The 24,348-nt window shown below is 63.3% G+C and carries 23 protein-coding genes; 5 read left to right on the top strand and 18 right to left on the bottom strand.

The features are described 5' to 3' along the window. Positions 1-2: 2 nt before the first annotated feature. The 4 genes from CFR72_RS00650 to CFR72_RS00635 form a co-directional block, all read right to left on the bottom strand. On the bottom strand, positions 3-1,250 hold the full coding sequence (locus CFR72_RS00650) for a DNA adenine methylase (RefSeq protein ID WP_110912137.1): 1,248 nt from the start codon (positions 1,248-1,250) through the stop codon (positions 3-5). A 23-nt stretch (positions 1,251-1,273) separates the two neighbouring features. Then, on the bottom strand, positions 1,274-2,383 hold the full coding sequence (locus CFR72_RS00645) for a site-specific DNA-methyltransferase (RefSeq protein ID WP_110912136.1): 1,110 nt from the start codon (positions 2,381-2,383) through the stop codon (positions 1,274-1,276). A gap of 7 nt (positions 2,384-2,390) precedes the next feature. Further along, entirely contained in the window at positions 2,391-3,077 is a 687-nt protein-coding gene (locus tag CFR72_RS00640) for a ribonuclease HII (protein ID WP_110912135.1), read from the bottom strand. Positions 3,078-3,237: 160 nt separating this feature from the next. Continuing rightward, complete coding sequence (locus CFR72_RS00635; RefSeq protein ID WP_110912134.1) at positions 3,238-3,540, bottom strand: CsbD family protein; 303 nt, start codon at positions 3,538-3,540, stop codon at positions 3,238-3,240. A 116-nt stretch (positions 3,541-3,656) separates the two neighbouring features. Here CFR72_RS00635 and CFR72_RS00630 point away from each other — a divergent pair, with 116 nt between their 5' ends. The 5 genes from CFR72_RS00630 to CFR72_RS00610 all read left to right on the top strand — a co-directional run bounded on the left by CFR72_RS00630 (position 3,657) and on the right by CFR72_RS00610 (position 14,705). Next, positions 3,657-5,126, top strand: a complete 1,470-nt coding sequence (locus tag CFR72_RS00630; RefSeq protein WP_110912133.1) for an MFS transporter — start codon at positions 3,657-3,659, stop codon at positions 5,124-5,126. A 181-nt stretch (positions 5,127-5,307) separates the two neighbouring features. Further along, positions 5,308-6,573, top strand: a complete 1,266-nt coding sequence (locus tag CFR72_RS00625; protein ID WP_110912132.1) for an MdtA/MuxA family multidrug efflux RND transporter periplasmic adaptor subunit — start codon at positions 5,308-5,310, stop codon at positions 6,571-6,573. A gap of 73 nt (positions 6,574-6,646) precedes the next feature. Further along, complete coding sequence (locus CFR72_RS00620; protein WP_110912131.1) at positions 6,647-9,817, top strand: efflux RND transporter permease subunit; 3,171 nt, start codon at positions 6,647-6,649, stop codon at positions 9,815-9,817. Beyond that, positions 9,814-13,113, top strand: a complete 3,300-nt coding sequence (locus CFR72_RS00615; RefSeq protein WP_110912130.1) for an efflux RND transporter permease subunit — start codon at positions 9,814-9,816, stop codon at positions 13,111-13,113. Before CFR72_RS00620 ends, CFR72_RS00615 begins: the two co-directional genes overlap by 4 nt. A 5-nt stretch (positions 13,114-13,118) precedes the next feature. Beyond that, positions 13,119-14,705, top strand: coding sequence for an efflux transporter outer membrane subunit (locus CFR72_RS00610; protein WP_208629932.1), 1,587 nt, complete (start codon positions 13,119-13,121; stop codon positions 14,703-14,705). A gap of 67 nt (positions 14,706-14,772) precedes the next feature. Here the strand turns inward: CFR72_RS00610 and CFR72_RS00605 are convergent, their stop codons facing one another. The 14 genes from CFR72_RS00605 to rpsE all read right to left on the bottom strand — a co-directional run bounded on the left by CFR72_RS00605 (position 14,773) and on the right by rpsE (position 24,331). After that, positions 14,773-14,949 (bottom strand): DUF1328 domain-containing protein, encoded by a 177-nt coding sequence (locus CFR72_RS00605; protein ID WP_110912129.1) that lies wholly within the window; start codon positions 14,947-14,949, stop codon positions 14,773-14,775. 98 nt (positions 14,950-15,047) lie between these two features. Continuing rightward, on the bottom strand, positions 15,048-15,263 hold the full coding sequence (locus tag CFR72_RS00600) for a hypothetical protein (RefSeq protein WP_110912128.1): 216 nt from the start codon (positions 15,261-15,263) through the stop codon (positions 15,048-15,050). Positions 15,264-15,393: 130 nt separating this feature from the next. Next, entirely contained in the window at positions 15,394-16,212 is an 819-nt protein-coding gene (locus tag CFR72_RS00595; RefSeq protein WP_110912127.1) for an ABC transporter ATP-binding protein, read from the bottom strand. A 16-nt stretch (positions 16,213-16,228) separates the two neighbouring features. Further along, the gene (locus CFR72_RS00590) at positions 16,229-16,993 is read right to left on the bottom strand and encodes an ABC transporter permease (RefSeq protein ID WP_110912126.1); all 765 of its coding nucleotides are present in this window, start codon (positions 16,991-16,993) and stop codon (positions 16,229-16,231) included. Continuing rightward, a complete protein-coding gene (locus CFR72_RS00585; RefSeq protein WP_167400255.1) occupies positions 16,990-18,030 on the bottom strand; it encodes an ABC transporter substrate-binding protein in 1,041 nt (346 codons plus the stop codon). Before CFR72_RS00585 ends, CFR72_RS00590 begins: the two co-directional genes overlap by 4 nt. A gap of 175 nt (positions 18,031-18,205) precedes the next feature. Next, positions 18,206-18,631, bottom strand: coding sequence for a 50S ribosomal protein L17 (gene rplQ / locus CFR72_RS00580; protein WP_110912125.1), 426 nt, complete (start codon positions 18,629-18,631; stop codon positions 18,206-18,208). Between the two features lie 33 nt (positions 18,632-18,664). Next, entirely contained in the window at positions 18,665-19,684 is a 1,020-nt protein-coding gene (locus CFR72_RS00575; protein WP_110912124.1) for a DNA-directed RNA polymerase subunit alpha, read from the bottom strand. Between the two features lie 134 nt (positions 19,685-19,818). Beyond that, on the bottom strand, positions 19,819-20,211 hold the full coding sequence (rpsK, locus tag CFR72_RS00570; RefSeq protein ID WP_110912123.1) for a 30S ribosomal protein S11: 393 nt from the start codon (positions 20,209-20,211) through the stop codon (positions 19,819-19,821). A gap of 87 nt (positions 20,212-20,298) precedes the next feature. Beyond that, positions 20,299-20,676 carry a 30S ribosomal protein S13 gene (gene rpsM, locus CFR72_RS00565; RefSeq protein ID WP_110094601.1) on the bottom strand — a complete coding sequence of 126 codons (378 nt, stop codon included), beginning with the start codon at positions 20,674-20,676 and terminating at the stop codon, positions 20,299-20,301. A gap of 237 nt (positions 20,677-20,913) precedes the next feature. Further along, the gene (locus CFR72_RS00560) at positions 20,914-21,573 is read right to left on the bottom strand and encodes an adenylate kinase (protein ID WP_110912122.1); all 660 of its coding nucleotides are present in this window, start codon (positions 21,571-21,573) and stop codon (positions 20,914-20,916) included. Further along, on the bottom strand, positions 21,570-22,919 hold the full coding sequence (secY, locus tag CFR72_RS00555) for a preprotein translocase subunit SecY (RefSeq protein ID WP_110094603.1): 1,350 nt from the start codon (positions 22,917-22,919) through the stop codon (positions 21,570-21,572). The genes CFR72_RS00560 and secY overlap by 4 nt, the downstream gene beginning before the upstream one ends. 156 nt (positions 22,920-23,075) lie before the next feature. Continuing rightward, the gene (gene rplO / locus CFR72_RS00550; RefSeq protein ID WP_110912121.1) at positions 23,076-23,570 is read right to left on the bottom strand and encodes a 50S ribosomal protein L15; all 495 of its coding nucleotides are present in this window, start codon (positions 23,568-23,570) and stop codon (positions 23,076-23,078) included. Position 23,571: 1 nt separating this feature from the next. Then, positions 23,572-23,760, bottom strand: coding sequence for a 50S ribosomal protein L30 (gene rpmD / locus CFR72_RS00545; protein ID WP_110912120.1), 189 nt, complete (start codon positions 23,758-23,760; stop codon positions 23,572-23,574). Continuing rightward, a complete protein-coding gene (gene rpsE, locus CFR72_RS00540; RefSeq protein WP_110094606.1) occupies positions 23,753-24,331 on the bottom strand; it encodes a 30S ribosomal protein S5 in 579 nt (192 codons plus the stop codon). Before rpsE ends, rpmD begins: the two co-directional genes overlap by 8 nt. Between the last annotated feature and the right edge of the window lie 17 nt (positions 24,332-24,348).

Here is a 24,348-nt window from a genome sequence, read left to right as displayed (position 1 = left end):
TTTCAGTCCGTCGCGGTTTCGGGGTGCTGTGCAAGGATGCGCGCCTCCGCCATGCGGATTTCATCGACGATCTGCGCCACGCTGCGCCTGCTGTCGTGCCCCACCCGTGTCAGCAGGATGAATTCGACATTCATCGGCTTGGGGGAAAAACGCTGGCTGCTGACGCGGTAGCGTTTATAGCCCCGCGTAAACACCGACACCTGTCCCAGCGCGCGGTTCGCCGCGACCATGTCCGGCATGGAAATCATCCCGTCCGTGCTGTAACTCGTCGCGATCCAGCGCACCGGCAGCGTCTGCAGCAGGCGGGTATAGGCCCCGGTCGCGCGATCGCGGTAATTGTAGGCACTGCGCCGCACGGTGCGCCAGTCGGTGCGGATCGCGGCCTTGTCACGGCCGCTGATCTTGGGTGAAAGCGCAGGCTGGTCCCACAGCGCGATGCTGTTGAGGACATGGTAATTCGCGCCATAGGGATGCTGGTTGTAGGGCGGGTCGATATAGGCGATGGCCGGCCCGCGCAGATACGCCCCCAGGTCGCGCGCCACGTCCTGCGCATCGGCGCGCAGCACCACATTGTCCCGTCCGTTATCCAGGAATGTCGCAGGCCGCAGGCACAGGTCGGCCGCGATCCGGTACAGTGCGGTCCCCGTGCGACCGCCCCATCCGTTGTGAAATCCCTTGAACAGGCCGCTGGTATTGCTGTTGTAGCACGCACTGAACAGCAGCGGCGCCAGCAGGCAGGCCCGTTGCGCCGGCGACAGCAGGCCGCGCGCCTCCCACACCGCCACCTGTTCGCGGATGGCGTCGATCCGCCGCCCGTTCTTGCGCATGTAGAACATGCGGTCGCGCGTCACGTCATAGGCATCGTCGTCATCGGGGCACAGATGCCGCGTCACCCACCCATCCACCGGCGGCAACGCATTGAGACGCGCGATGACCTCCTCATACGCCACACCATCGAAAAAGCACGGTGCGCGCTGGGTCTGAAGGTAGCAGCGGCCAAGGACCTCGCCATAGGGTTCCCAGTCATTGGCGATGACACGGAATCCCATCTGCTTGGCCAGCCGCCCGACAACCCCGGTCCCGGAAAACAGGTCGATGAAATCGGCGGCGCGCGGGTCCTCCCCCGTGGCGCGGATCGCCCTGACGATCAGGTCGAGCAGCTTGCGCTTGTTGCCGATATAGGGAATGAGCTGGCTGAACAGGAAATCATCGGTACTGTTCGCGGAATGTGCGGTGCGGTTCCATTCCATCGCCTGCCACCGGCCCCGGACAGTTACGCCCGGGCCTGTTCACCCCCCTGTTCCGCGCGCAGTTCATTGCGCAGGATATCAAGCTGCTGCAGTTCGCCCGCGCGCTCGAAATACCAGAAGGTCCAGCCATTGCATGACGGCGCGTTCGTCAGCGTCGCGCCGAGTTTATGGATCGACCCCCGGTGCCCGCCACTGATCAGGGTACCATCGGGGGCCACCGTGGCGAACACGCGCTTCTGCCGGTCCATCAGGATCGTGCCCGCCGGCACCATCCCGCGCTCCACGAGTGTACCGAACGGAATGCGTGGGGATTCGCGCCGTGCGGGCGTGGTCAGCACACTGTCAAGCGGCACCGGCTTTTCACGCCGGGCGCGGCCGATCGCGGCCTCGGCATAGTCGGGATGGCGTTCGATCCCGATGAAACGCCGCCGCAGCCTGCGCGCCATCGCAGGCGTCGTCCCCGTCCCGGTAAAGGGGTCGAGCACGACGTCATCGACATTGGTCGAGGCAATCAGCACGCGATGCAGCAGGCTTTCGGGTTTCTGCGTCGGGTGCAGTTTCAGCCCGTGCTCGTTACGCAGACGTTCCCCCCCGGTGCACAGCGGCAGGTACCAGTCCGAACGCATCTGCACGTCGTCATTGAGCGCCTTCATCGCCTGGTAATTGAAGCGATAGCGGCTGTCGGGACCACGCGCGGCCCAGATCAGCGTTTCATGCGCGTTGGTGAAGCGCCGCCCCCGGAAATTGGGCATGGGATTGGACTTGCGCCAGATCACGTCGTTGAGGATCCAGAACCCCAGATCCTGCAGGATCGCGCCAATGCGGAAGATGTTGTGGTACGACCCGATGACCCAGATCGTCCCGTCCTTGCGCAGGACGCGCCGCGCCTCGCTCAGCCATGCGCGGGTAAAGCGGTCATAGGCCTGGAGGTCCGCGAACTTGTCCCAGTCATCATCGACGCCATCGACGATGCTGTCATCCGGGCGACGCAACTCCCCACGCAATTGCAGGTTATAGGGGGGATCGGCAAAGACGCAGTCAATCGACCCCGTGGGCAGGGTCTGCATCATTTCCACGCAGTCGCCGCGCAGGATCTGGTCCAGCGGCAGTTCCATCATGACTGCACCGCTCATGAGTTTGTCAGCATGATGGCTGCTCCGCATTCTTGGTGGTAGGTCGGGCCGCGGATCGGGCACGGGATCGGGTCGGGGACGGGTTCAGGGACCGGGCAATGGTGCGTACCGTGCCGAACGCGGCGCGGTGGTGCGGCGTGATCCCATCGGTACACAGCGCCATGCGATGGGCGGCGGTGCCATATCCGGCATTGCGTTCCCAGCCATAGCCGGGCCAGCGCACCGACAGGCGTTCCATCAGGCGGTCACGGATGACCTTCGCCACGATGGAGGCGGCGGCGATCGACAGGCTTTTGGAATCACCGCCCACGACACATTGCGCCACGCAGCCGAAATCCGGCGCCGCGTTGCCATCGACCAGCACGAGGTCAGGCACCTGCGGCAGGCGCGCAACCGCGCGCTGCATCGCGATATGGGCGGCGCGCAGGATGTTGTGGCGTTCGATTTCGGCAACCGACGCCGCGGCCACGCCGATAAGGGCGGAGGGAAGCGCCTGAAGTTCCGCAAAGGCGCGCAGGCGTGCGGCAGGCCGGAGTTTCTTGGAATCATCAAGGCGGGAGGCAAGGTCATCGGGCACGTCATGCATGAACATGACGGCGGCGGCCACGACCGGCCCCGCAAGCGGGCCGCGTCCGACCTCGTCCACGCCCGCGACCCTGCCGCCATGTGCTCTCTCGCGTGAGTAATCTGGCATTCACCTCTTCCCGACTCGCTACGAACCGCGCTGTCGCAGCCCGATTCGCATGCGAATTCCGCTCTGGAAGGATGAAAACCATTTTTAAGTACTGTTGCGCAAGATGCTCTGGAATCAACGAGTCCCTTAAAATGAAAAAAAAGCGACTCGATGGCTTTCCTCAGCCTTTGCGGCGGGGAACAAACAGCAGCGCAAGCAGCGTCCCGATGGCCGCCGCGATGCCCAGCGACGTCAGCGGGCGTTCGCGCACGAACGTCACGGCCTTTTCCAGCTTGCCCTCGGTTTCCTCATAAAGTTCGGCGAACTCCTCCCGCGCCATGCCGGACAGTTGATCGACCTTCCCTTCCGCCTGCAGGCGCGAATCCCCCGTCAGGCCGCCAGCGGCGTCCTTGACGCGGCCGATCCCCTGCTCCACGAGACCTTCTGCCTTGTTTTCAAGTGCTTCGCTCTTGTTGTCGGACATGTTCAATGCTCCTGCATCTGTCTGTATGTGTTTCCAAGATTCAACGCGTTGCCGGAAAGCACGTTCCCTTCGGCTATTGCCTATCTTGCACGATAATGCGTTGATTGCCGACCGCCATGCCCACGACCCAGCCTCCACCCTCCTGCGCGATCCCGCCATCGCGGCGGCGTATTGTCGCCATGATCGTTGCAAGCATGCTGTTCATGGAACAGATGGACGGCACGGTACTGACCACCGCGCTGCCGACCATGGCGCGGACCTTTGGCGTGGATGTGGCGCAGACCGCCGTGGCGCTGACGTCATACATGCTCAGCCTTGCGATCTTCATTCCCGCCTCCGGCCCGATGGCGGACCGTTTCGGCGGGCGGCGCGTGCTGCAATGCGCGATCGCCGTCTTCATGGCGGGATCGCTGCTGTGCAGCGTGGCGCCCGGCCTGTGGCCGCTTGCCGCCGCGCGCATGCTCCAGGGCATGGGGGGCGCGATGATGGTCCCGGTGGGGCGACTGGTCATCTTGCAGAACGTTCCGAAATCCGCGCTGATCGGGGTGATGTTCTGGATGATGCTGCCTGCGACGCTCGGGCCGATGATCGGGCCAGTGGTCGGCGGCGTGCTGACGACCTACCTGTCGTGGCGCTGGATCTTCTATATCAACATGCCCGTCGGACTTGCGGCCATCGTGCTGACGCGCATTTTCATCCCGCAGATCCGCGCGCCCGAAATCGTCCCGTTCGACGTGCGCGGCATCATGCTTTCCGGCGTGGGGCTTGCCGCGCTGATGCTGGGGGTGGAACTGTCGAGCCACGGGCAGATCTCGCTGATGGCGATGCTCGGCCTGTGCGCGGTGGGGATCGCGGGGCTTGCGGCCTATGCCCGCCATGCCCGCCATACCGCCCATCCCGTGCTGGACCTGTCGCTGTGGCGGGTTACGACGTTTCGCGTCTCCGTCTGCGCGGGGCTGTTTTCCCGCCTTGCGACGGGGGCGGTCGGGTTCCTGCTGCCGTCCTTCCTCCAACTGGAATTCGGCCTCAGCGCGGCATATAGTGGCGCGCTGACCTTTGTCGCCCCCGTTGGCGCGCTGCTTGTGCGGGTGCTGGCGGTGCGGGTGTACCGCCGCTGGGGCTTTCGCAACATCCTTGCGCTCAATGCCGGCGTGCTGCCCGCGGCATGCTTCTTCCTTGCGATGGTCGGAGCGGACTGGCCCTTGTGGATCCTGGTGGTGATGATGCTCCTGCTGGGCATGTCGCAGGCGTTGCAGTTCACCGGCTACAACACCATCGCCTATGCCGACATGCCCACCGGGCGGATGAGTGCGGCGACCAGTTTCTACTCCACCGCGCAGCAGATGAGCCTGTCGCTGGGCATCTGTGTCTCGGCCGGTGTATTATCGCTCAGTCGCATGGCCTTCTCCGCCCCCACGACGGGAGAGGCGACGGCGGGCACGTTCAGCGCGGCATTCGTGACGATGGGGGTGCTTGCGGTGCCGGCGTCGATGCTGCTGGCGCGACTGTCCCCACGCGCGGGCGCTGAAATCAGCGGGCATGTGCGCGAAGGGAACGCCGCGCCACCAAACTATAACAAAAATTAAATCGACACTGAAACATTCATCTTTATAACAAAAAAGACCCTTATCGAGACGTTACATTCCAATACTTTATGCGCCTGTCCCTTAGACGTTACCCTGAATCGAGCCCATCCGCGCGCCCTGGCGAACGGCCAAACTTCCCCGATCTACGTGATGCAACCTGTGGTGGAAAACTGACCTGAACATGGATACCCCAAACCAGTCCCCGTCATCCCCTTCCCCCACCAGCAGCAGCAGGCCCACTCCCCCTCCCAGGCGCAGGCGTCTCCTTGTATGGGGTGGCGTCGGCGCACTTGCCGTCATGCTTGCGGTCGCGTTCCTGCTCCCGCATGGCGGCGGCAGCAAGAAGCACAACGCGGGCAACGCGCCACAACCCGTAGCTGTCGCAAGCGTGCATGCGGGTGACATGCCGTTCGTACTGACGGAACTTGGCACGGTCGTTCCCATCACCAACGTGACGGTACAGTCACGCATCGACGGCTACCTGATGAAGGTCCTGTTCACTGAGGGGCAGCATGTCCACAAGGGCGACCTGCTCGCCCTGATCGACACGCGCCCGTATGATGTGCTGCTTGCGCAGTACGAGGGACAACTGGCGCAGGACGTGGCGCAGTTGCAGAAGGCCCGGGTGGACAATGCGCGCTACCAGACCCTGATCCGGCAGAACAGCGTCGCCGCCATGACGGCAAAGGACCAGCAGTTCCTCGTCGAGCAGTACGAAGGCACGGTCAAGGCGGACCAGGCGCTGGTGGACAATGAAAAGCTGCAGATCGAGTACTGCCACATCATCGCCCCGGTGGATGGCCGCGTGGGCATCCGCCAGGTCGATGCCGGCAACTACATCACGGCGGGCCAGACAAACGGCCTTGTCATCCTGACGCAGATGCAGCCGATTTCCGTCATCTTCACCCTGCCGGAAAATGATATCGGCCCCGTGGCCGAACGCCTGCATGCGGGCACGGCGCTGGCCGTGGAGGCATGGGACAGCGCCAACGAACACAAGATCGCCGACGGGCAGGTCAGCGTACTCGACAGCCAGATCGACACCTCGACCGGGACGGTGCGCATGCGCGCCATCTTCCCCAACAACGAGGAAACGCTGTTCCCCAACCAGTTCGTCAACGCGCACCTGATGGTCACGACGGAGCATGGCGTCCTGCTGGTGCCGACCAATGCGCTGCAGACTGGCCCCAACGGGCAGTTCGTCTATGTCGTCAAGCCCGACCACACCGTTGACGTCCGCGATGTGAAGACCGGCCACGCCAATGACAGCATGACGGTCGTGACCTCCGGCCTGAAGGATGGCGAAACCGTCGTGACCGATGGCGTCGATCACCTGCGCAGCGGCATCAAGGTCAGCATCCCGGCGGAAACGGCGGCAACCACCCCGGCGGCGGCGCCTGCGGACACCACGCCCGCGTCGAACACGCCTGCGTCAAAACAGGGATGATCCCGACAGCGCCCACGACTGACGCCACCGTCGTGTCCCCGCCCATCGCCCCGCCCCTGACGGAGATGCCCGCGTGAATCCCTCCCGCCTGTTCATCCAGCGCCCGGTCGCGACCACCCTGCTGATGCTCGCCATCATGCTGGCGGGCATGCTCGGCTATCACTTCCTGCCTGTCTCCGCCCTGCCGGAAGTCGAATATCCGACGATCACGGTGCAGACCTTCTATCCGGTGGCAAGCCCGGACGTGATGGCGACCTCCGTCACCGCACCGCTGGAGACGCAGTTCGGGGAGATGTCGGGACTGGACCAGATGACGTCGCAGTCATCGGGCGGGGCGTCGGTCATCACGCTGCGCTTTGGCCTGACGATGACGATGGACATCGCGGAGCAGGAAGTGCAGGCCGCGATCAACCAGGCCAATTCCCTGCTGCCGACCGACCTGCCCGCGCCGCCGGTCTATGCCAAGGTCAATCCCGCCGACACGCCTGTCCTGACGCTGGGCATCACGTCGAAGACGATGCCCCTGACGGAGGTGGAGGATTACATCGACACCCGCCTGGCGCAGAAGATCAGCCAGATTTCGGGCGTCGGCCTGGTCAGCCTGTCGGGCGGCAACCGCAAGGCGATCCGCGTGCGGGTCAACATCCCCAAGCTGACGTCCTTCGGCATCGACCTTGACACGCTGCGCACGACGATCGGCAATGTGAACGTCAATTCCCCCACCGGCACGTTCGACGGCCCGCAGCGCGCCACCACCCTGCGTATCGACGGACAGATTTCGGGCGTGGATGAACTGCTCAACCAGGTCATCGCCTACCAGAACAACGGGCCTGTGCGCATCCGCGACGTCGCAAGCGTGGTCATCGGGCCGGAGAACACGGAACTCGCGGCATGGGCGAACCAGACGCCCGCCCTCGTGCTCAATGTGCAGCGCCAGCCCGGCGCGAACGTCATCGCCGTGGTGGACAACATCAAGTACGCCCTGCCCCACCTGCAGCAGTCGCTGCCGCCGGGCATCACCATCACGCCGCTGACGGACCGCACCACGACCATCCGCGCCTCGGTGGAGGACGTGGAATTCGAACTCTGCCTTGCGCTGTTCCTGGTGGTGGGGGTGATCTTCATCTTCCTGCGCAACGTGCCCGCGACCATCATCCCCAGCCTGTCGGTCCCGCTGTCGCTGGTGGGCACGCTGGCGGCGATGTACCTGCTGGGATTCTCGCTCGACAACCTGTCGCTGATGTCGCTGACGATCGCGACGGGGTTTGTCGTCGATGACGCCATCGTCATGATCGAGAACATCGCCCGCTACATCGAAATGGGCGACGACCGCATGACCGCCGCGCTGAAGGGTGCGGGGGAAATCGGGTTCACCATCATCTCGCTCACCGTTTCGCTGATCGCGGTGCTGATCCCGCTCCTGTTCATGGGCGACGTGGTGGGACGCCTGTTCCACGAATTCGCGGTCACGCTGGCGGTCACGATCATCCTGTCGGCGGTGGTGTCCCTGACGCTTGTGCCGATGATGTGCGCGCGCCTGCTGTCGGAAAAGCGGGAAAACCGCAAGGAAGCCGCCTGGGCCGTGCATGTGGAGCGCGCGATGGTCGCCACCATCGCCGCCTATGGCCGCGGGCTGGATGTGGTACTGCGTCACCAGCGGCTGATGCTGGCGATCTTTGTCGCAACCCTGGGCCTGACGGGCGTGCTGGCGGTCATTATCCCCAAGGGCTTCTTCCCCACGCAGGACACGGGCGTCATCCAGGGCATTTCCGTCATGGCGCAGTCCACGTCGTTTGACGCGATGAAACGCCACCAGCAGGAGCTTGCGGCGCGTATCCTCAAGGATCCCGACGTCGTCAGCCTGTCGTCGTTCGTGGGGGTGGACGGGCAGAACGTGACCCTGAACCAGGGGCGCTTCCTCATCAACCTGCGCCCGCAGGACAAGCGCCACGACAACGCCACCACGATCGCCAGCCGCATCCAGCGTGAAACCGCCGACATCGCGGGCGCCAGCCTGTATTTGCAGCCGGTGCAGGACCTGTCGCTCGATACCTCCGTCGCCGCGACGCAGTACCAGTTCCTGCTGGAAAACCCGGACTACAACCAGTTCACGAACTGGGTGCCGAAATTCCTCGACCGCCTGCGAAAGGAACCGGCCCTGTCGGATGTGACGTCCGACCTGCAGGCGGCGGGCCTGGTGGCGCATGTGACGCTGGACCGCACCACGGGCGCGCGGTACTCCATCACGCCACAGACGATCGACAACGTGCTGTATGATTCCTTCGGGCAGCGCCAGATTTCCACCATCTTCACGCAGTCCAACCAGTATCGCGTGATCCTGGAGGCCGATCCCCGGTTCCAGACCAGCCTGACCTCGCTGGACCAGATGTACCTGCCGGGCATCAGCGGCAATTCGGGGGAAAGCACCTCCGGCCCGACACGTTCGCCCACGTCGGGACTGGTGCCGATGGCCTCCGTCACCTCCGTTACGCAGGATACGGCCCCGCTGCTGATCACGCATGTGGGACAGTTCCCGGCGACGACGATCTCCTTCAACGTCACACCGGGCTATTCGCTGGGCAGTGCGACAGATGCGATCGAACGGGCGGAACATGACATCCACCTGCCCTCCACCTTCCAGACGTCATTCCAGGGCACGGCGGCGGCGTTCCGCAACTCCCTGTCGAACGAGGTCTGGCTGGTGCTGGCGGCACTGGCGGCGGTCTATATCGTGCTGGGCATCCTGTATGAAAGCTTCATCCATCCCATCACCATCCTGTCCACCCTGCCTTCCGCCGGGATCGGCGCGCTGCTTGCGCTGCTGGTCACGGGGTCGGGGCTGGACATCATGGGGATCATCGGGCTGGTGCTGCTGATCGGCATCGTCAAGAAAAACGCCATCATGATGATCGACTTCGCGCTGGAGGCCGAACGGATCGAGGGGATGTCGCCGCTGCATTCGATCCGCCATGCCGCCCTGCTGCGTTTCCGTCCCATCCTGATGACGACGCTGGCGGCGATGCTGGGTGCGGTCCCGATGGTGATCGGCACGGGGTCCGAACTGCGCCGGCCGCTGGGTATCGCGATCGTCGGCGGCCTGCTGGTCAGCCAGTTGCTGACGCTGTTCACCACGCCGGTCATCTACCTGTTCATGGACCGCATCAGCCTGCGCCTGCGCAGGCGCTTCGCCATGGATGACGACGTCGCGCCACGCACCACCGACCCGACGCAGGCGCCCTCGTGAATCCGATTGCCCTGTTTGTCCGGCGACCGGTCGCAACCACCCTGCTGACGGTGGCGCTGCTGATGGGCGGCATCATCGGATACCTGACCCTGCCGGTGGCGGACCTGCCGAACGTGGACTTCCCCGTCATCCAGGTCCAGGCGCGGCAGGCCGGTGGCACGCCGGAGGAAATCGCCAGTTCCGTCGCCGCCCCGCTTGAACGCCATCTGGGGCAGATCGCGGACCTGACGGAAATGACGTCGCAGTCCACGGCCAACCAGGCGCGCATCACGCTGCAGTTTTCCCTGTCGCGCGACATCAATGGCGCGGCGCGCGACGTGGAGGCCGCGCTGCAGGCGGCGCATGCGGACCTGCCGACGTCGCTGCGGCAGAATCCCAGCTATTTCAAGGCCAATCCCAACGGCGCGCCGATCATGATCCTGGCGCTGACGTCCAAGACACGCACAGCGCCACAGCTTTACGACCTTGCCTCCAACGTGCTGCAGCAGCACCTGTCGCAGATCGGCGGCGTGGGCGAGGTCGAGGTCGGGGGCAGTTCGCTGCCTGCCGTGCGGGTGGAGATGAACCCGCTGGCGCTGTACAAATTCGGCATCGGGTTCGAGGACGTGCGCGCCGCCCTGGCATCGGCCAACGCGCATACGCCCAAGGGCTTCATCGACCATGGCAATTACCGCTACACGCTGGCGACCAATGACCAGGTGCACAACGCGCAGGCCTATCGCGACCTGATCGTCGCCTATCATGACAGCCGCCCGGTGCGCCTGGCCGACGTGGCCTATGTCGTGGACGGGGTGGAGGACGTGCGCAACGCGGGCTACGTCAACCGCGAACATGCGGTCCTTGCGATCATCTTTGCGCAGGCCGGGGCGAACATCATCCGCACCAATGACCAGATCCGCGCGGAAATCCCGGCCCTGCGCACCGCCCTGCCCGCGGATGTGACCCTGTCGAACATGATGGACCGCTCCACCACCATCCGCGCGGCGCTGGAGGATACGCAGTTCACGCTGGTCATGTCGGTGGTGCTGGTCGTTCTGGTGGTGCTGGTGTTCCTGCGGTCATGGCGGATCACCATCGTGCCGGCCATCGTCGTCCCCACCTCCATCATCGCGACCTTTGCCGCGATGAAATTCCTTGGCTACTCGCTCGACAATCTCTCGCTCATGGCGCTGACGGTCTCCACGGGGTTCGTGGTCGATGACGCGATCGTGGTGGTGGAAAACATCAGCCGCCACCTGGAGGGCGGGATGGGCCGGATGCAGGCCACCCTGCTGGGCACGCGGGAGGTCGCGTTCACCGTCCTGTCGATCACGGTGTCACTGATCGCCGTGTTCCTGCCGATCCTGCTGCTGGCGGGTGTTGCGGGACGCCTGTTCCATGAATTTGCGATGACCATGTCGATCACCATCGTGATTTCCATGATCCTGTCGCTGACGCTGACGCCGATGATCACGGCGCGCGTGCTGTCGCGGGAGGGGGAAAAGCCCCCCACGAACGGCGTGCTGGGACGGATATCGCGCGCGCTGGAAGGTGTGCTGGTCGGGTTGCAGCAGTTCTATGCCCGCACGCTGGACATCGCCCTTGCGCACCGCCGCCTGACGGTCATGTCGCTGCCGCTGACGGTGATCCTGATGGCCGCGCTGTTCATGAAGATGCCCAAGGGCCTGTTCCCCGAATCCGACACGGGCATGCTGATGGGACGCCTGATGGGGGACCAGTCGATTTCGTTCCAGGCGATGCAGGGCAAGATCGACACGGTGCAGAAAGCCATCATGGCGGATCGCGACGTCTCCCGCGTGATGGGGTTCATGGGGGGGCGCGGGTCGTCCAACCAGGCCAACCTGTTCGTCATCCTCAAGGACAAGTCGGAACGCACCGACCCGCCCGCGACGACCATCGCGCGGATCAACCACCGCCTGCGCAACATGGTCGGCGCGCGGTTCTATGCCACGGCGCCGGGCACCCTGCGCATCGGCGGGCGACAGAGCAACGCGGCCTACCAGTATTCGCTCCAGTCGGATTCATCGGCCGACCTGTATGAATGGACGCCCCGGCTTGTCACCGCGCTGCAACGCCATCATGAACTGACCGATATCTCGTCCGACGTGCAGCAGGGCGGCGAGGCGCTGCAGGTTTCGATCGACCGCGACACCTCCAGCCGCGTCAACATCACCCCGCAGCTGATTTCAAACACGCTGTACGATGCCTATGGCCAGCGCGCGGCGTCGGTCATCTACAACCCGCTCAACCAGTATCGCGTGGTGATGGAGGTCCAGCCACGCTTCTGGCAGGATCCCACGACCCTCAAGCAGGTGTGGGTCAGCGTCGCGGGCGGCAGTGCCGCCGGTGGCACCGTGTCGAACACCATCCGCGTCAGTTCCACCGCCAGCACGACGGAATCCGCGCTGAGTTCGCAGTCCTTCCGCAACCAGATCGCCAATACCCTGGCCGGTGGCAGCAGTACGTCTTCCGGCTCCGCCGTCTCGACCAATTCGGAAACGATGGTGCCGCTGACGCTGGTCTCCACGCCGAAGCCGGTGCTGACCGCGCTCAGCGTCAACCATCAGGGACAGTCGGTGGCGACCACCGTTTCGTTCAACCTCGCCAATGGCGCCTCGCTCAGCCAGGCGGTGCAGATCATGAACGAGGAAATGGTCCGCCTGCACATGCCCACCAACATCCAGGGCAGCTTTGCGGGGAATGCGGCGCAGTTCCAGAAATCGGTCAATAACGAACCGCTGCTGATCCTTGCGGCGCTGGCCGCCGTCTATATGACGCTGGGCATCCTGTATGAAAGCTATGTCCATCCCTTCACGATCCTGTCCACCCTGCCGTCGGCCGGTGTGGGGGCGCTGCTGGCGCTGCAGGTGTTCGGGGAGGAGTTTTCGCTGATCGCGATGATCGGGGTGATCCTGCTGATCGGGATCGTCAAGAAGAACGCCATCATGCTGGTGGATTTCGCCATCACGGCGGAGCGTGAGGACGGCATGACACCCCATGACTCGATCCGCACGGCCTGCCTGATGCGCTTCCGCCCGATCATGATGACCACCTTCGCCGCTGCCCTTGGCGCGCTGCCGCTGATCTTCGGCCATGGATACGGTTCCGAACTGCGTCGGCCGCTGGGTATCGCCATCGTCGGCGGCCTGCTCGTCAGCCAGGCGCTGACGCTCTACACCACGCCGGTTGTCTATCTTTACCTTGACCGCCTTGGCGCGGCATGCCGGGACCGTTATCGTCGGCTGACCTCCGGCATTTCATCCTCGCGCCCCAACCTTTCCAAACAGGATTCCTGACCCGGATGACACATTCCAGGCCATCGCCGCGCACCTGCCCGCCCCCTCGTGCCGCCCTTCCCCGCAACCGGGCGCGGGCGCGACGCGCGCTCTGGCGGGTCGTGTCGCTGGCGCTGCCTGCGGTCCTGCTGGGCGGGTGCATGGTCGGGCCGCATTACCACCGCCCTTCCGCCATCGTCTCCGCACGGTTCAAGGAACTGCAACCCGCGCCGGGATGGGAACTCGCGGCCCCGCAGATGGCCAGCCTGCCGAAGCAGAACTGGTGGACGATCTATAATGACCCGGTGCTCAACGGGCTGGAATCACAGGTTGCGCTGTCGAACCAGAACATCAAGGAATACGAGGCGAACTACCGCAACGCACGCGCGCTGATCGACAGCGTGCGCGCGCAGCTTTTCCCCACCATCAGCGGCAGCCTCGGCTTCAACCGCAATGCGCACGGGTCGGGATCGCTGTCCTCCACCGGCAGTTCCCTGTATGGCAAGAGCCAGTACAACACCTATGACATCGGCCCGTCCGCCAGTTGGGACCTTGATATCTGGGGCAAGATCCGCCGCCAGATCCAGGAGCAGGTGACCGCGGCACAGGCCAGTGCCGCCGACCTCGCGAACGCCACCCTGTCCTATCAGGCGCAACTGGCCACCGCGTATTTCAACCTGCGTTATCAGGATTCCCTGCACGACCTGCTGCAACGCTATGTCCAGTTCAATGAACAGGCGCTGCAGATCACGCAGAACCAGTATGACGCGGGCACGGCCGATCCGACCGCCGTGCTGCAGGCGCGCACCACGCTGGAACAGAACCGCGCCGCCCTGGTGCAGACAGGCGTTGCCCGCGCGCAGTACGAACATGCGATTGCCGTGCTGATCGGCAAGCCGCCGGCCGACGTGACCATTACGCCGGGCGAACTGACACGCACCATCCCGCCGATCCCGGTTACGGTGCCCGCAGACCTGCTGCAACGTCGCCCCGATATTGCAGCCGCCGAACGCACGATGGAGCAGTACAATGCCCAGATCGGGGCGGACATGGCCGCCTTCTTCCCCGACATCACCATCAACGCCAGTTTCGAGCAGAGTGGCGGCGACCCGGTCACGTCGCTGATGAACGCGGCCAACCGCATCTGGTCGCTTGGCGCCGCCGCGACGGAGACGCTGTTCTCCGGCGGATCACGCACCGCCGCCGTGCATGAGGCGAACGCCCAGTATGACAATGCTGTCGCCACCTACCGCCAGACGGTACTGACGGCGCTGCAATCGACGGAAGACAGCCTGTCGAACCTGCGCATCCTTGCGCAGGAGCAGGAACAGCAGCAAAAGGCGCTGGAATTCGCCAACCGTTCGGTGGAAGTCGCGCTGAACCAGTACAAGGCCGGGACCGCGATCTACACCACCGTCATCACCAACGAGACCTCGGCCCTGAGTGATGCGGAAAACGTGCTGTCCATCCAGCAGCAGCGCGTGGTGGACAGCGTGAACCTTGTCGAGGCACTGGGCGGCGGCTGGGATGTCTCCCGCCTGCCGACGAAGGGTTCGCTGCAGAAGGACAACCCGTTCCTGCCGTCCTTCATCCAGAAGGACAAAAACCAGTAAAAAAGGCCCCCGGCGCATGCCGGGGACCTTCGGGTGGGTGTCGCCTTCTGTAAAGAAAGGCGGGGTTCTAGTTGAATAGCGTGCGGGCCAGCATGACGCACAGCACCACCACGATGACAAAGCCCAGAATCGCAATAAAGAGCAGGACCTTGGCCATCCCCGCCGAAACAGCGGAGATACCGCTGAACCCGAACACTCCGGCGACCAGCGAGACCACCAGAAAAAACAACGCCAGTTTCAGCATGATATAAGTCCCTGATCCTTCATGTCGTTCCTGAACGCGGCATAACGACACAGGGTTGCCCGCGCATCAGCCATGCCGCCCGCGACCCCTGCGGCCGATCAGCGCCGCCGCCACAGCCATGTTGCGACGAACGCCGCGAACGACGCGCCCAGCAGGGCGAACAGCGGACGATCCGCCGTCAGGTCACGCACCGTATCACATGCGCCACCCAGTCCCTTTGCACCGCCCACGCGCGGGGCACCGGCGGCCCAGCCATTGATGTCATCCTGCAGGCGGCCGACGCCTTCTTCCAGTTGCGCTTCGAATTCATTCATTCCAGTTACTCCCTTGCCGGTTATCCATCCGGCAGGACGCATCACGCGACGACGCCCCTGCCCCATGGCCGGTCCATGTATGCCCCATCATGTCGGGGACATGGCGTGCTGTCCATCGTGACGGCAGGATTCAGATTTCCGCTGCCTGCCAGTACGCGGGCCGTTCACCGGGATCGGGTTCGCCTGCGATCAGGGCCTTCAGCCGTTCGACCAGCGCCTGCGTCGCGGGGGCGGCACGGTCACGCGGCCGTGGCCCCACCATGAAATCCCCCCGCACGGAGGCCGGATGCCCAGACAGGACGATGATCCGGTCCGCAAGGATCAGGGCCTCGTCAATATCATGGGTGACGAACAGGACCGTCTTGTGCGTCTGCGCCCAGATCCGCAGCAGTTCCTCCTGAAGGCTGCTGCGCGTGATCGCATCCAGCGCGCCAAAAGGCTCATCCATCAGCAGGAGGTCAGGTTCCACCGTCAGCGCGCGCGCCACGCCGACACGCTGGCGCTGTCCCCCCGACAGTTGCCGTGGCCAGCGATCGGCCTTGTCCGCCAGCCCCACCAGTTCCAGCGAAGCCATCGCGCGCGCATGACGGTCGGCGCGTGACAGGCCGATCCCCTCCAGCCCCAGTTCGACATTCTGCCGCACCGTGCGCCATGGCATCAGCTTCGCGTCCTGGAACACCAGCGCGGTGGACCGCCCAAGGGGGGATGCCGGCGCCGTCAGCGTGACCGTGCCCTCGCTCGGCGGGGTCAGGCCCATGATGACCCGCAGCAGGGTGGACTTCCCCACACCCGACGGCCCCAGCAGGGCCACGAACTGCCCCTTGCCGATGCTGAGGTCCACGCCACGCAGGATGAAGCTTTTTCCCCTGTCATGGGACAGGCCGATATTGGACAGGCGGACCATCGTCGTATCGGTCGCATCCCCGGTCCGCACCCCGGTCTCGGGCATTGCCATGTCCATATACCTACCCCTGCCAGCCCAGAAGCCGTCTGCGCACCACCATGAACGCCATGTCCGTCAGTGCATACAAAAGCGCCATCGTCAGCATATAGACCACGACCAGGTCCGTCGCCAGAAGGCTGGATGCCTGCATCATGCGCGCGCCGATCCCGGGCACGCCGAACAGTTCGGCCGCCACGACCGACATCCAGGCCTGCCCCAGTCCCGTGCGCAGCCCCGCCAGCAGGCCCGGCGCGGACGCGGGCAGCACCACCTTCGTCAGCCGCCCAAGGAAGCTGCCATGGCCGAATGCGGCGGCGACCTCATACAGGTCGGGATCGATCGACTGCACCGCGCCATAGGCGGCATAGAAATTGATCCAGAAGACCGAAATTGCGATGACGAATGTCGCCCCGGCGGTGTTCAGCCCGAACCACAGGATCGCGAACGGCACCCATGCCAGCCCCGGTATGGGCCGCAGGACGCGCACCACACCGGCCAGCAGCGCATCAAGCACCCCGACCGCCCCGCACAGCAGGCCCACCAGCGCCCCCAGCACCGTCCCGATCACAAGCCCGAGGAGGTAATGCGTCAGGCTGTCGCGGATGGCCGTCTGCCACGCGCCATTGCGGACCTCGTCCAGCCACGCAGGCCCCAGCGAGGACGGCGCAGGCAGCAGTCCCGCCGGCACCCAGCCCAGACGCACGGACGCCTCCCAGACGCCAAACAGCACCACAAGGCCGACGATGCCCAGGCCAAGGCGGATCAGTGATTTCCTGTCAGGCTTCATTTGCCCAGACGCCGGTAACTTTCCAGGTCAAACAGGTCCGCCACGGGTTGCGGCGCATGCAGAAGGCCGCTCTGGACCTCAAAGTCCTGCAGCTTGGTCACGGACTCGACAATGCTGGCCGGGTCGGACACGTAATGCGAGGCCGATGCACGCAGCGACTCCTGCACGATGGCCTGCGGCAGCATGCCGCCCGCCAGCGCACCGCGCACAAAGGGCACGGCCTCGTCCGGTGAATGCGACAGCAGGTCGGTCGCGCGCACGAACGCGGCAAGGAACTTGTCCTTCCATTCCGCACGATCCGGCGCGTCCTCGTTCAGGATGGCGAGGACCGATCCCGGCTGGCCCGGCATCATGTCATGACCGGTGGCAAGGATGCGCGCCTGCGGCAGGCGATGGCGCACCAGCGTCAGGGTCGGTTCACGCAGGACCGCCGCATCCACGGCCCCTGCCAAGAATGCCTGCTGTTCGGCATCAAGGTCAACGCCAACGATATCCGCCGTCTGCGCCGGGTCGAGGCCGTTACGCGCCTTCAGCCAGTACCGCAGCATCGAATCCGGCACGGAACCCAGTGGCTGCGCGCCGATCTTGGCCTTGCGACTGCTGGTGCGGGCGAAATCGTCAAACCGCTGCTTCAGCGCCGCACCCTCTATCGGTTGGGTCGGTGTTTCCGGCAGCCCTTCGGCCAGCGGACCGCGCGCCATGACCTGAAGTTCCTCGATCGCGGCGCTGGCGACCACCTTGACGTTCACACCATGCGCCCGCGCCTGCAGCAGCGGCAGCACACCGGCCACATAGGCGTCGATCTTCCCCGCCGCAAGCGCCTGGATCGCCTGCGGCCCGGACTGGAAGCGGATCAACTGCATGTCGATTCCCGTATCCTTCAGCCAGTGTTCGCCATCCATGACAAACAGCGGCGCGGACCCCAGGACAGGAATATAGCCCACACGCACCGTCGGGGCGGCATATGCCTGCGTGCACAGGGCCATGACCGCCGCAAAAACATACGTTCCGAAACGTGAAAATATAGACCGTGCCATCGCGCGCATTCCCGAAAAATTACCGGAACTTAATCGTTATTAATTTATACCGCCATTCATTAGACGATCCGAAACAGGAAATAAACCTGAGACAGCGCATAATATGGTACTTACGCGCACATGGCATAAAAAAAGCCCGGCCTAAGCCGGGCTTTTCCAGGACATACCGTGGCGATCAGGCCGCCAGGTCTTCCTTGGCTTCGGTGGCCGGACGCGGGCCGCTATCCTTGCCCTTGGCCGTCACGTCGCGATCGACCAGTTCGATCACGGCCATGTCGGCCGCATCGCCATGGCGCATACCGGCGCGCAGGACGCGGGTATAACCGCCCGAGCGGGCCTTGTAACGTTCAGCCACGGCCGAGAACAGCTTGGTCACGATCACATCGTCACGAAGCTGCGCAAAGGCCTGCCGACGGGCATGCAGGTTGCCCCGCTTGCCGAGGGTGATCAGCTTTTCGACGACCGGACGCAGTTCCTTTGCCTTGGGCAGGGTGGTCGTGATCTGTTCGTGCTTGATCAGGGCGACAGCCATGTTCCGAAACATGGCCTGTCGATGGGACGAGGTAACGCCGAGCTTCCGGCCAGCAACACCGTGACGCATGATGTAGTCTTCCTGTCTTTCCGGTTCAGAGGATCAGAACGGCTCGTCGAGCCTCTTGGCCAGATCTTCAATGTTCTCCGGCGGCCATGCCGGAACGTTCATACCCAGCGAAAGCCCCATGGCGGTCAGGACTTCCTTGATTTCGTTCAGAGACTTCCGCCCGAAATTCGGGGTACGGAGCATTTCCTGCTCTGTCTTCTGAACCAGATCGCCAATATAGACGATGTTGTCGTTCTTCAGGCAGTTCGCACTGCGGACCGACAGTTCAAGCTCGTCAACCTTACGCAGGAGGTTGCGGTTGAACGGCAGGTCGTCCTGCGGTTCCTCGGTACGGACGGCACGCGGCTCATCAAAGTTGATGAACAGCTGCAGCTGGTCCTGAAGGATACGCGCGGCCAGGGCCACCGCATCTTCGGGCGTCACCGCGCCGTTGGTTTCCACCGTCAGCAGCAGGCGGTCATAATCCGTCACCTGTCCCACGCGGGTCTGTTCGACCTTGTAGGAAACGCGACGCACCGGGGAGTAGATCGCATCGATGGTGATAAGGCCGATCGGTGCATCCTCGGGCCGGTTGGCCGCAGCTGGAACATACCCCTTGCCCATGTTGACCGTGAACTCCATCCCGAACTTCACGCCCTCATCAAGCGTGCAGATCACGAGGTCGGGGTTCATCACCTCGATATCATGGCCGGTCTGGATCTGGCCTGCGCGCACTTCGCCCGGACCGGTGGCGGTCAGGACCATGCGCTTGGGGCCTTCGCCATGCATGCGCAGGGCAAGCTGCTTGATGTTCAGGACGATGTCGGTGACATCCTCGCGCACACCCGCAACAGAAGAGAACTCGTGCAGAACGCCGTCAATCTGGATTGCCGTAACCGCAGCCCCCTGCAGGGAGGACAGCAGAACACGACGGATCGCATTGCCGAGCGTCATGCCAAAACCACGTTCCAGCGGTTCCGCAACGACAGTCGCCGTGCGCGACGGTTCTGCCCCCGGTTCGACTTCCAGTTTTTCCGGCTTGATCAGGGATTGCCAGTTTTTCTGGAGGACCAAGGTAATGGCCTTTCAAGACTGATCTGCCGTCACTCAAGACAACAGATGGCACCCATACCGGGTGCCTGATGACAATCAGATCCCCCTGCCCTGCCATAGGGCGGAACAGGGAGAAGCGAATTCGAGTTCCCGGATCAGACGCGGCGACGCTTGCGCGGACGGCATCCGTTGTGGGGAACCGGCGTAATGTCACGGATCGCCGTGATGGAGAAACCAACCGCCTGCAGGGCACGCAGGGCGCTCTCACGCCCCGACCCCGGACCGGAAACCTCGATCTCGAGTGTTTCCATGCCATGCTCACGCGCCTTGCGGCCAGCATCCTCGGCCGCGACCTGGGCAGCATAAGGCGTCGACTTGCGCGACCCCTTGAAGCCCTGCGCACCGGCGGAAGACCATGCAATCGCATTACCCTGCGCATCGGAGATGGTGATCATCGTGTTGTTGAAGGTGGACAGCACGTGTGCCACCCCGGAAATGATATTCTTCCGCTCTTTCTTGCGAATACGCGGTGCCGCAGCTTTCGCCATAATCTTCTCGATCCTGTCAGTTCATTGGGCATGGCCGCGACCGCCCGCGCGGGGCAGGTCCGGTCCATGCATGTCAGGGTGCCCGGTTTAGCGGGCCGCCTTCTTCTTGCCTGCGATCGCAACAGCCTTGCCCTTGCGGGTACGGGCGTTGGTATGTGTCCGCTGGCCATGAACCGGCAGGCCGCGACGATGGCGAAGACCGCGATAGCAGCCAAGGTCCATCAGGCGCTTGATGTTCATCGCGACTTCACGACGCAGGTCGCCTTCGACGCGATAGTCGTTGTCGATCAGTTCGCGGATCTTGACGATCTCGTCATCGGACAGCTCGTTCACGCGACGCTCGGCGGGGATCGAAAGCTTGTCGCAGATCGTCTGGGCCTTCGTCGCCCCGATACCATAGATATAACGCAGGGCAATCGTTACCCGCTTGTTCGTTGGGATGTTCACGCCGGCAATACGCGCCACGCCACTTACTCCTCGTCCGCCCGTCCACGACGGGCACTAACATTTCGGCAGGGCTGCTTCACGCCACCGGGTTACACCCCGCAGCGTCGTGAACATACCGGACAGACGCCGGCCAACCCCATCATCAATTCCAGTTGGTCATACCAGCACCGCGCGGCCGGTCAACGACTCACGCGGCACTCATACCTTGAGGGCGCGGAATATACCCGCCAGCCCATCCAAGTCAATTATTCTGCATCACTTTTTCGTGATAGCATCGACAGCGGCAAAGACCTGCTTCGTCACATCGTCGATATCAGCCATGCCGTCAATCCGGCACAGGCGCCCCTGCTCCTCATAATAAGGCAGGATCGGTGCAGTCTGCTCACGGTAGGCCTTCAGGCGCGCGGCCACGGTTTCCCTGCGATCATCCTCACGGCGCACGAATTCGTGCCCGCCACAGACATCGCATGTGCCTTCGACCTTGGGACGCTTGTACAGGTCGTTATAGCCCTCGCCACACTTGGCGCAGGTGAAACGTCCTGCGATCCGGTCAGCCAGCGCATCTTCATCCACATCAAGCAGAAGAACCAGGTCAATGTGACGGCCAGTCTTCTTCAGCATGGAATCGAGGGCTTCGGCCTGCGCCCGGGTCCGGGGGAAACCGTCGAGGATAAATCCCTTGGCGCAGTCAGGGCGGTCGATCCGCGCTTCGATCAGGGCGATGATCAGGTCATCGGGGACCAGTTGCCCCGACGCCATGATGCTTTTCACCTTCTGGCCCAGCGGACTGCCTGCCGCGACTTCCGCACGCAGCATGTCGCCCGTTGAAATCTGTGCGATTCCATAATGGGCCTCCAGCAGCTTTGACTGCGTGCCCTTTCCCGCGCCCGGCGGCCCAAGAAAAATGATGTTCACCGGAATTTACCCTTCCTGCCACGCGCCTTGCGCATGAGTCCCTGATACTGGTGCGCCACGAGATGGGACTGGATCTGTGTCACTGTATCAATCGTCACCGTCACGATGATGATGAGGCTCGTCCCACCGAAATAGAACGGCACGTTATAGTGACTGATGAGGATCTGCGGCAGCAGACACACGGCCACCAGATACATCGCCCCGATTGTCGTGATGCGCGTCAGGATCCGGTCAAAGAAGACCGCCGTATTCGCGCCCGGACGGATGCCGGGGACAAAGCCTCCCTGCTTGCGCAGGTTCTCCGCCGTTTCCTGCGGGTTGAAGGTCACCGCCGCATAGAAATAGGAGAAGAACACGATCATCGCGGCATAGAACAGCATGTAGAGCGGCTGCCCCTGCCCCAGCGACTGCCCCAGGAACGACAGCCACCCCGGAAGGGAACTGTTGTTCATGAAGCCTGCGATGGTCACGGGAATCAGCAGCACGGAAGAGGCAAAAATCGGCGGAATCGAACCCGCGGTATTCACCTTCAGCGGCATATGCGTGGAGTCGCCACCAAACATCCGCTGCCCCACCTGACGCTTGGGATACTGGATCACCACCCGTCGCTGCGCCAGTTCCATGAACACGATGAACGCGATCGTAATGGCCGCAAGGACCAGGAACACCAGCACGAAGAAAGGCGAAAGCGCCCCCGTGTAGCCAAGCTGGAACAGGCTTGCCAGCGCATTGGGCAGGTTGGCGACGATACCCGCGAAGATGATGAGGGAAATCCCGTTCCCCACCCCGCGCGACGTGATCTGTTCACCCAGCCACATCAGGAACATCGTGCCACCCACCAGCGTCAGCACGCACGAAACGATGAAGAACATGCCCGGCGAGATAACGGCCGATCCGGCCTCGGTATGCATGTTCTCCAGCCCGATGGCGATTCCATACGCCTGGAACAGCGCAATGGCGACCGTCAGATAGCGCGTATATTCATTCAGCTTGCGGCGTCCGCCCTCTCCCTCTTTCTTGAGGGCCTCAAGAGACGGAATTGCTGCCGACATCAACTGCACGATGATGGATGCACTGATGTAGGGCATGATGTTCAGCGCAAACACGGTCATGCGCCCAAGCGCACCACCCGTAAACATGTCGAACATGCCCAGGATACCACCCTGATGCCGGGCCAGCAGTTGCCCCATGACCGTCGCATCGACGCCAGGAACCGGAATATAGGTGCCAATCCGATAAACGATCAGCGCGCCCAGTGTGAACCAGATGCGCTTTTTCAATTCCGTTGCGTTGGCAAAAGAATTGAAATTCAGATTGGCAGCCAACTGTTCGGCCGCGGAGGCCATGCGCCCATCCTTTCACAAGAACAGCGTCACCACATAAAGCGGGACGCTGTCATGATAAAAACCTGTTTAAAATAATAAAGCGATGCGCCTGCACAGTGCAAGACGCATCGCTTTCATTATTCTGGCGTGGGGGAGATGGAACAGTCCCCCATCCAGTCATTTCGCAGGAGCAGCAACCGCCTTGGCGGCCTTTTCCTTGACCTGCACCTTGCCGCCGGCCTTCTCGACCGCGGCAATGGCACCGGCGGAAGCACCGGAAACTTCAATGGTCACGCCATGATGAAGTTCACCGTTGCCCAGCAGGCGGACACCCGCCACACCCGTTTCCGTCACCAGTCCTGCCTTGCGCAGGACATCCTCGGTCACCGGAGCCTTGGCATCGATCTTGCCGGCTTCGATCGCCTTGTCCAGCACGCCGAGATTCAGGATGGCAAATTCCTTGCGGAAGATGTTCTTGAATCCACGCTTGGGCAGACGACGGTACAGCGGAAGCTGACCACCTTCAAAGCCATTCAGGGAGACGCCGGAACGGGCCTTCTGACCCTTGACGCCCTTCCCGGAAGTCTTGCCCTTGCCGGACCCGATGCCACGCCCCAGACGCTTCTTGCGGTAGCGGGCACCTTCGTTATCGCGAAGTTCGTTGAGATTCATCTCAATTCTCCACCTTCACAAGGTGGGCGACCTTGCGCACCATGCCGCGGACCGAAGGAGTATCCTCCAATTCACGCGTACGGCCGATCTTGTTCAGTCCCAGACCGATCAGCGTAGCCTGCTGACCCGGCTTGCGCCCGTTGCCAGACTGGATCTGGGTGACCTTGATGGTTCCCTTTGCCTCAGACATCTGCAGCAGCCTCCGCCGATGCAGTCACCTCACGGCGACCAAGGATATCGGAAACCTTCTTGCCACGGCGGTTTGCAACCGAACGCGGGCTTGCGCAGCGTTCCAGGGCAGCAAAGGTCGCCTTGACCATGTTGTGCGGGTTCCGGGTGCCCAGCGACTTGGCCACGACATCATTGATGCCCAGGCTTTCGAACACTGCGCGCATCGGACCGCCCGCGATGATGCCCGTGCCGGCGTCAGCCGAACGCAGCACCACCTTGCCGGCGCCGAAATGACCCGCCACGTCATGATGAAGGGTACGCCCTTCCTTCATGGGGACGCGGATCATCGCGCGCTTGGCGCGGTCGGTTGCCTTGCGGATCGCTTCGGGAACTTCACGGGCCTTACCCGCGCCGAACCCTACGCGACCCTTCTGGTCACCGACGACAACCAGTGCGGCGAAAGCGAAGCGACGACCGCCCTTGACCACCTTCGCAACACGATTGATCGTGACCAGCTTGTCAACGAGATCATCGCCTTCGCGATCACGATCGCGGCCGCCCCGGCCGCCTTCTCTCGGTTCACGTGCCATTGTGCGTGACCCTTTCG

Origin of the sequence: Gluconacetobacter entanii (assembly GCF_003206495.1) — a bacterium.
Taxonomy (GTDB): domain Bacteria; phylum Pseudomonadota; class Alphaproteobacteria; order Acetobacterales; family Acetobacteraceae; genus Novacetimonas; species Novacetimonas entanii.
This window is presented reverse-complemented; position numbering and strand designations above follow the sequence as displayed.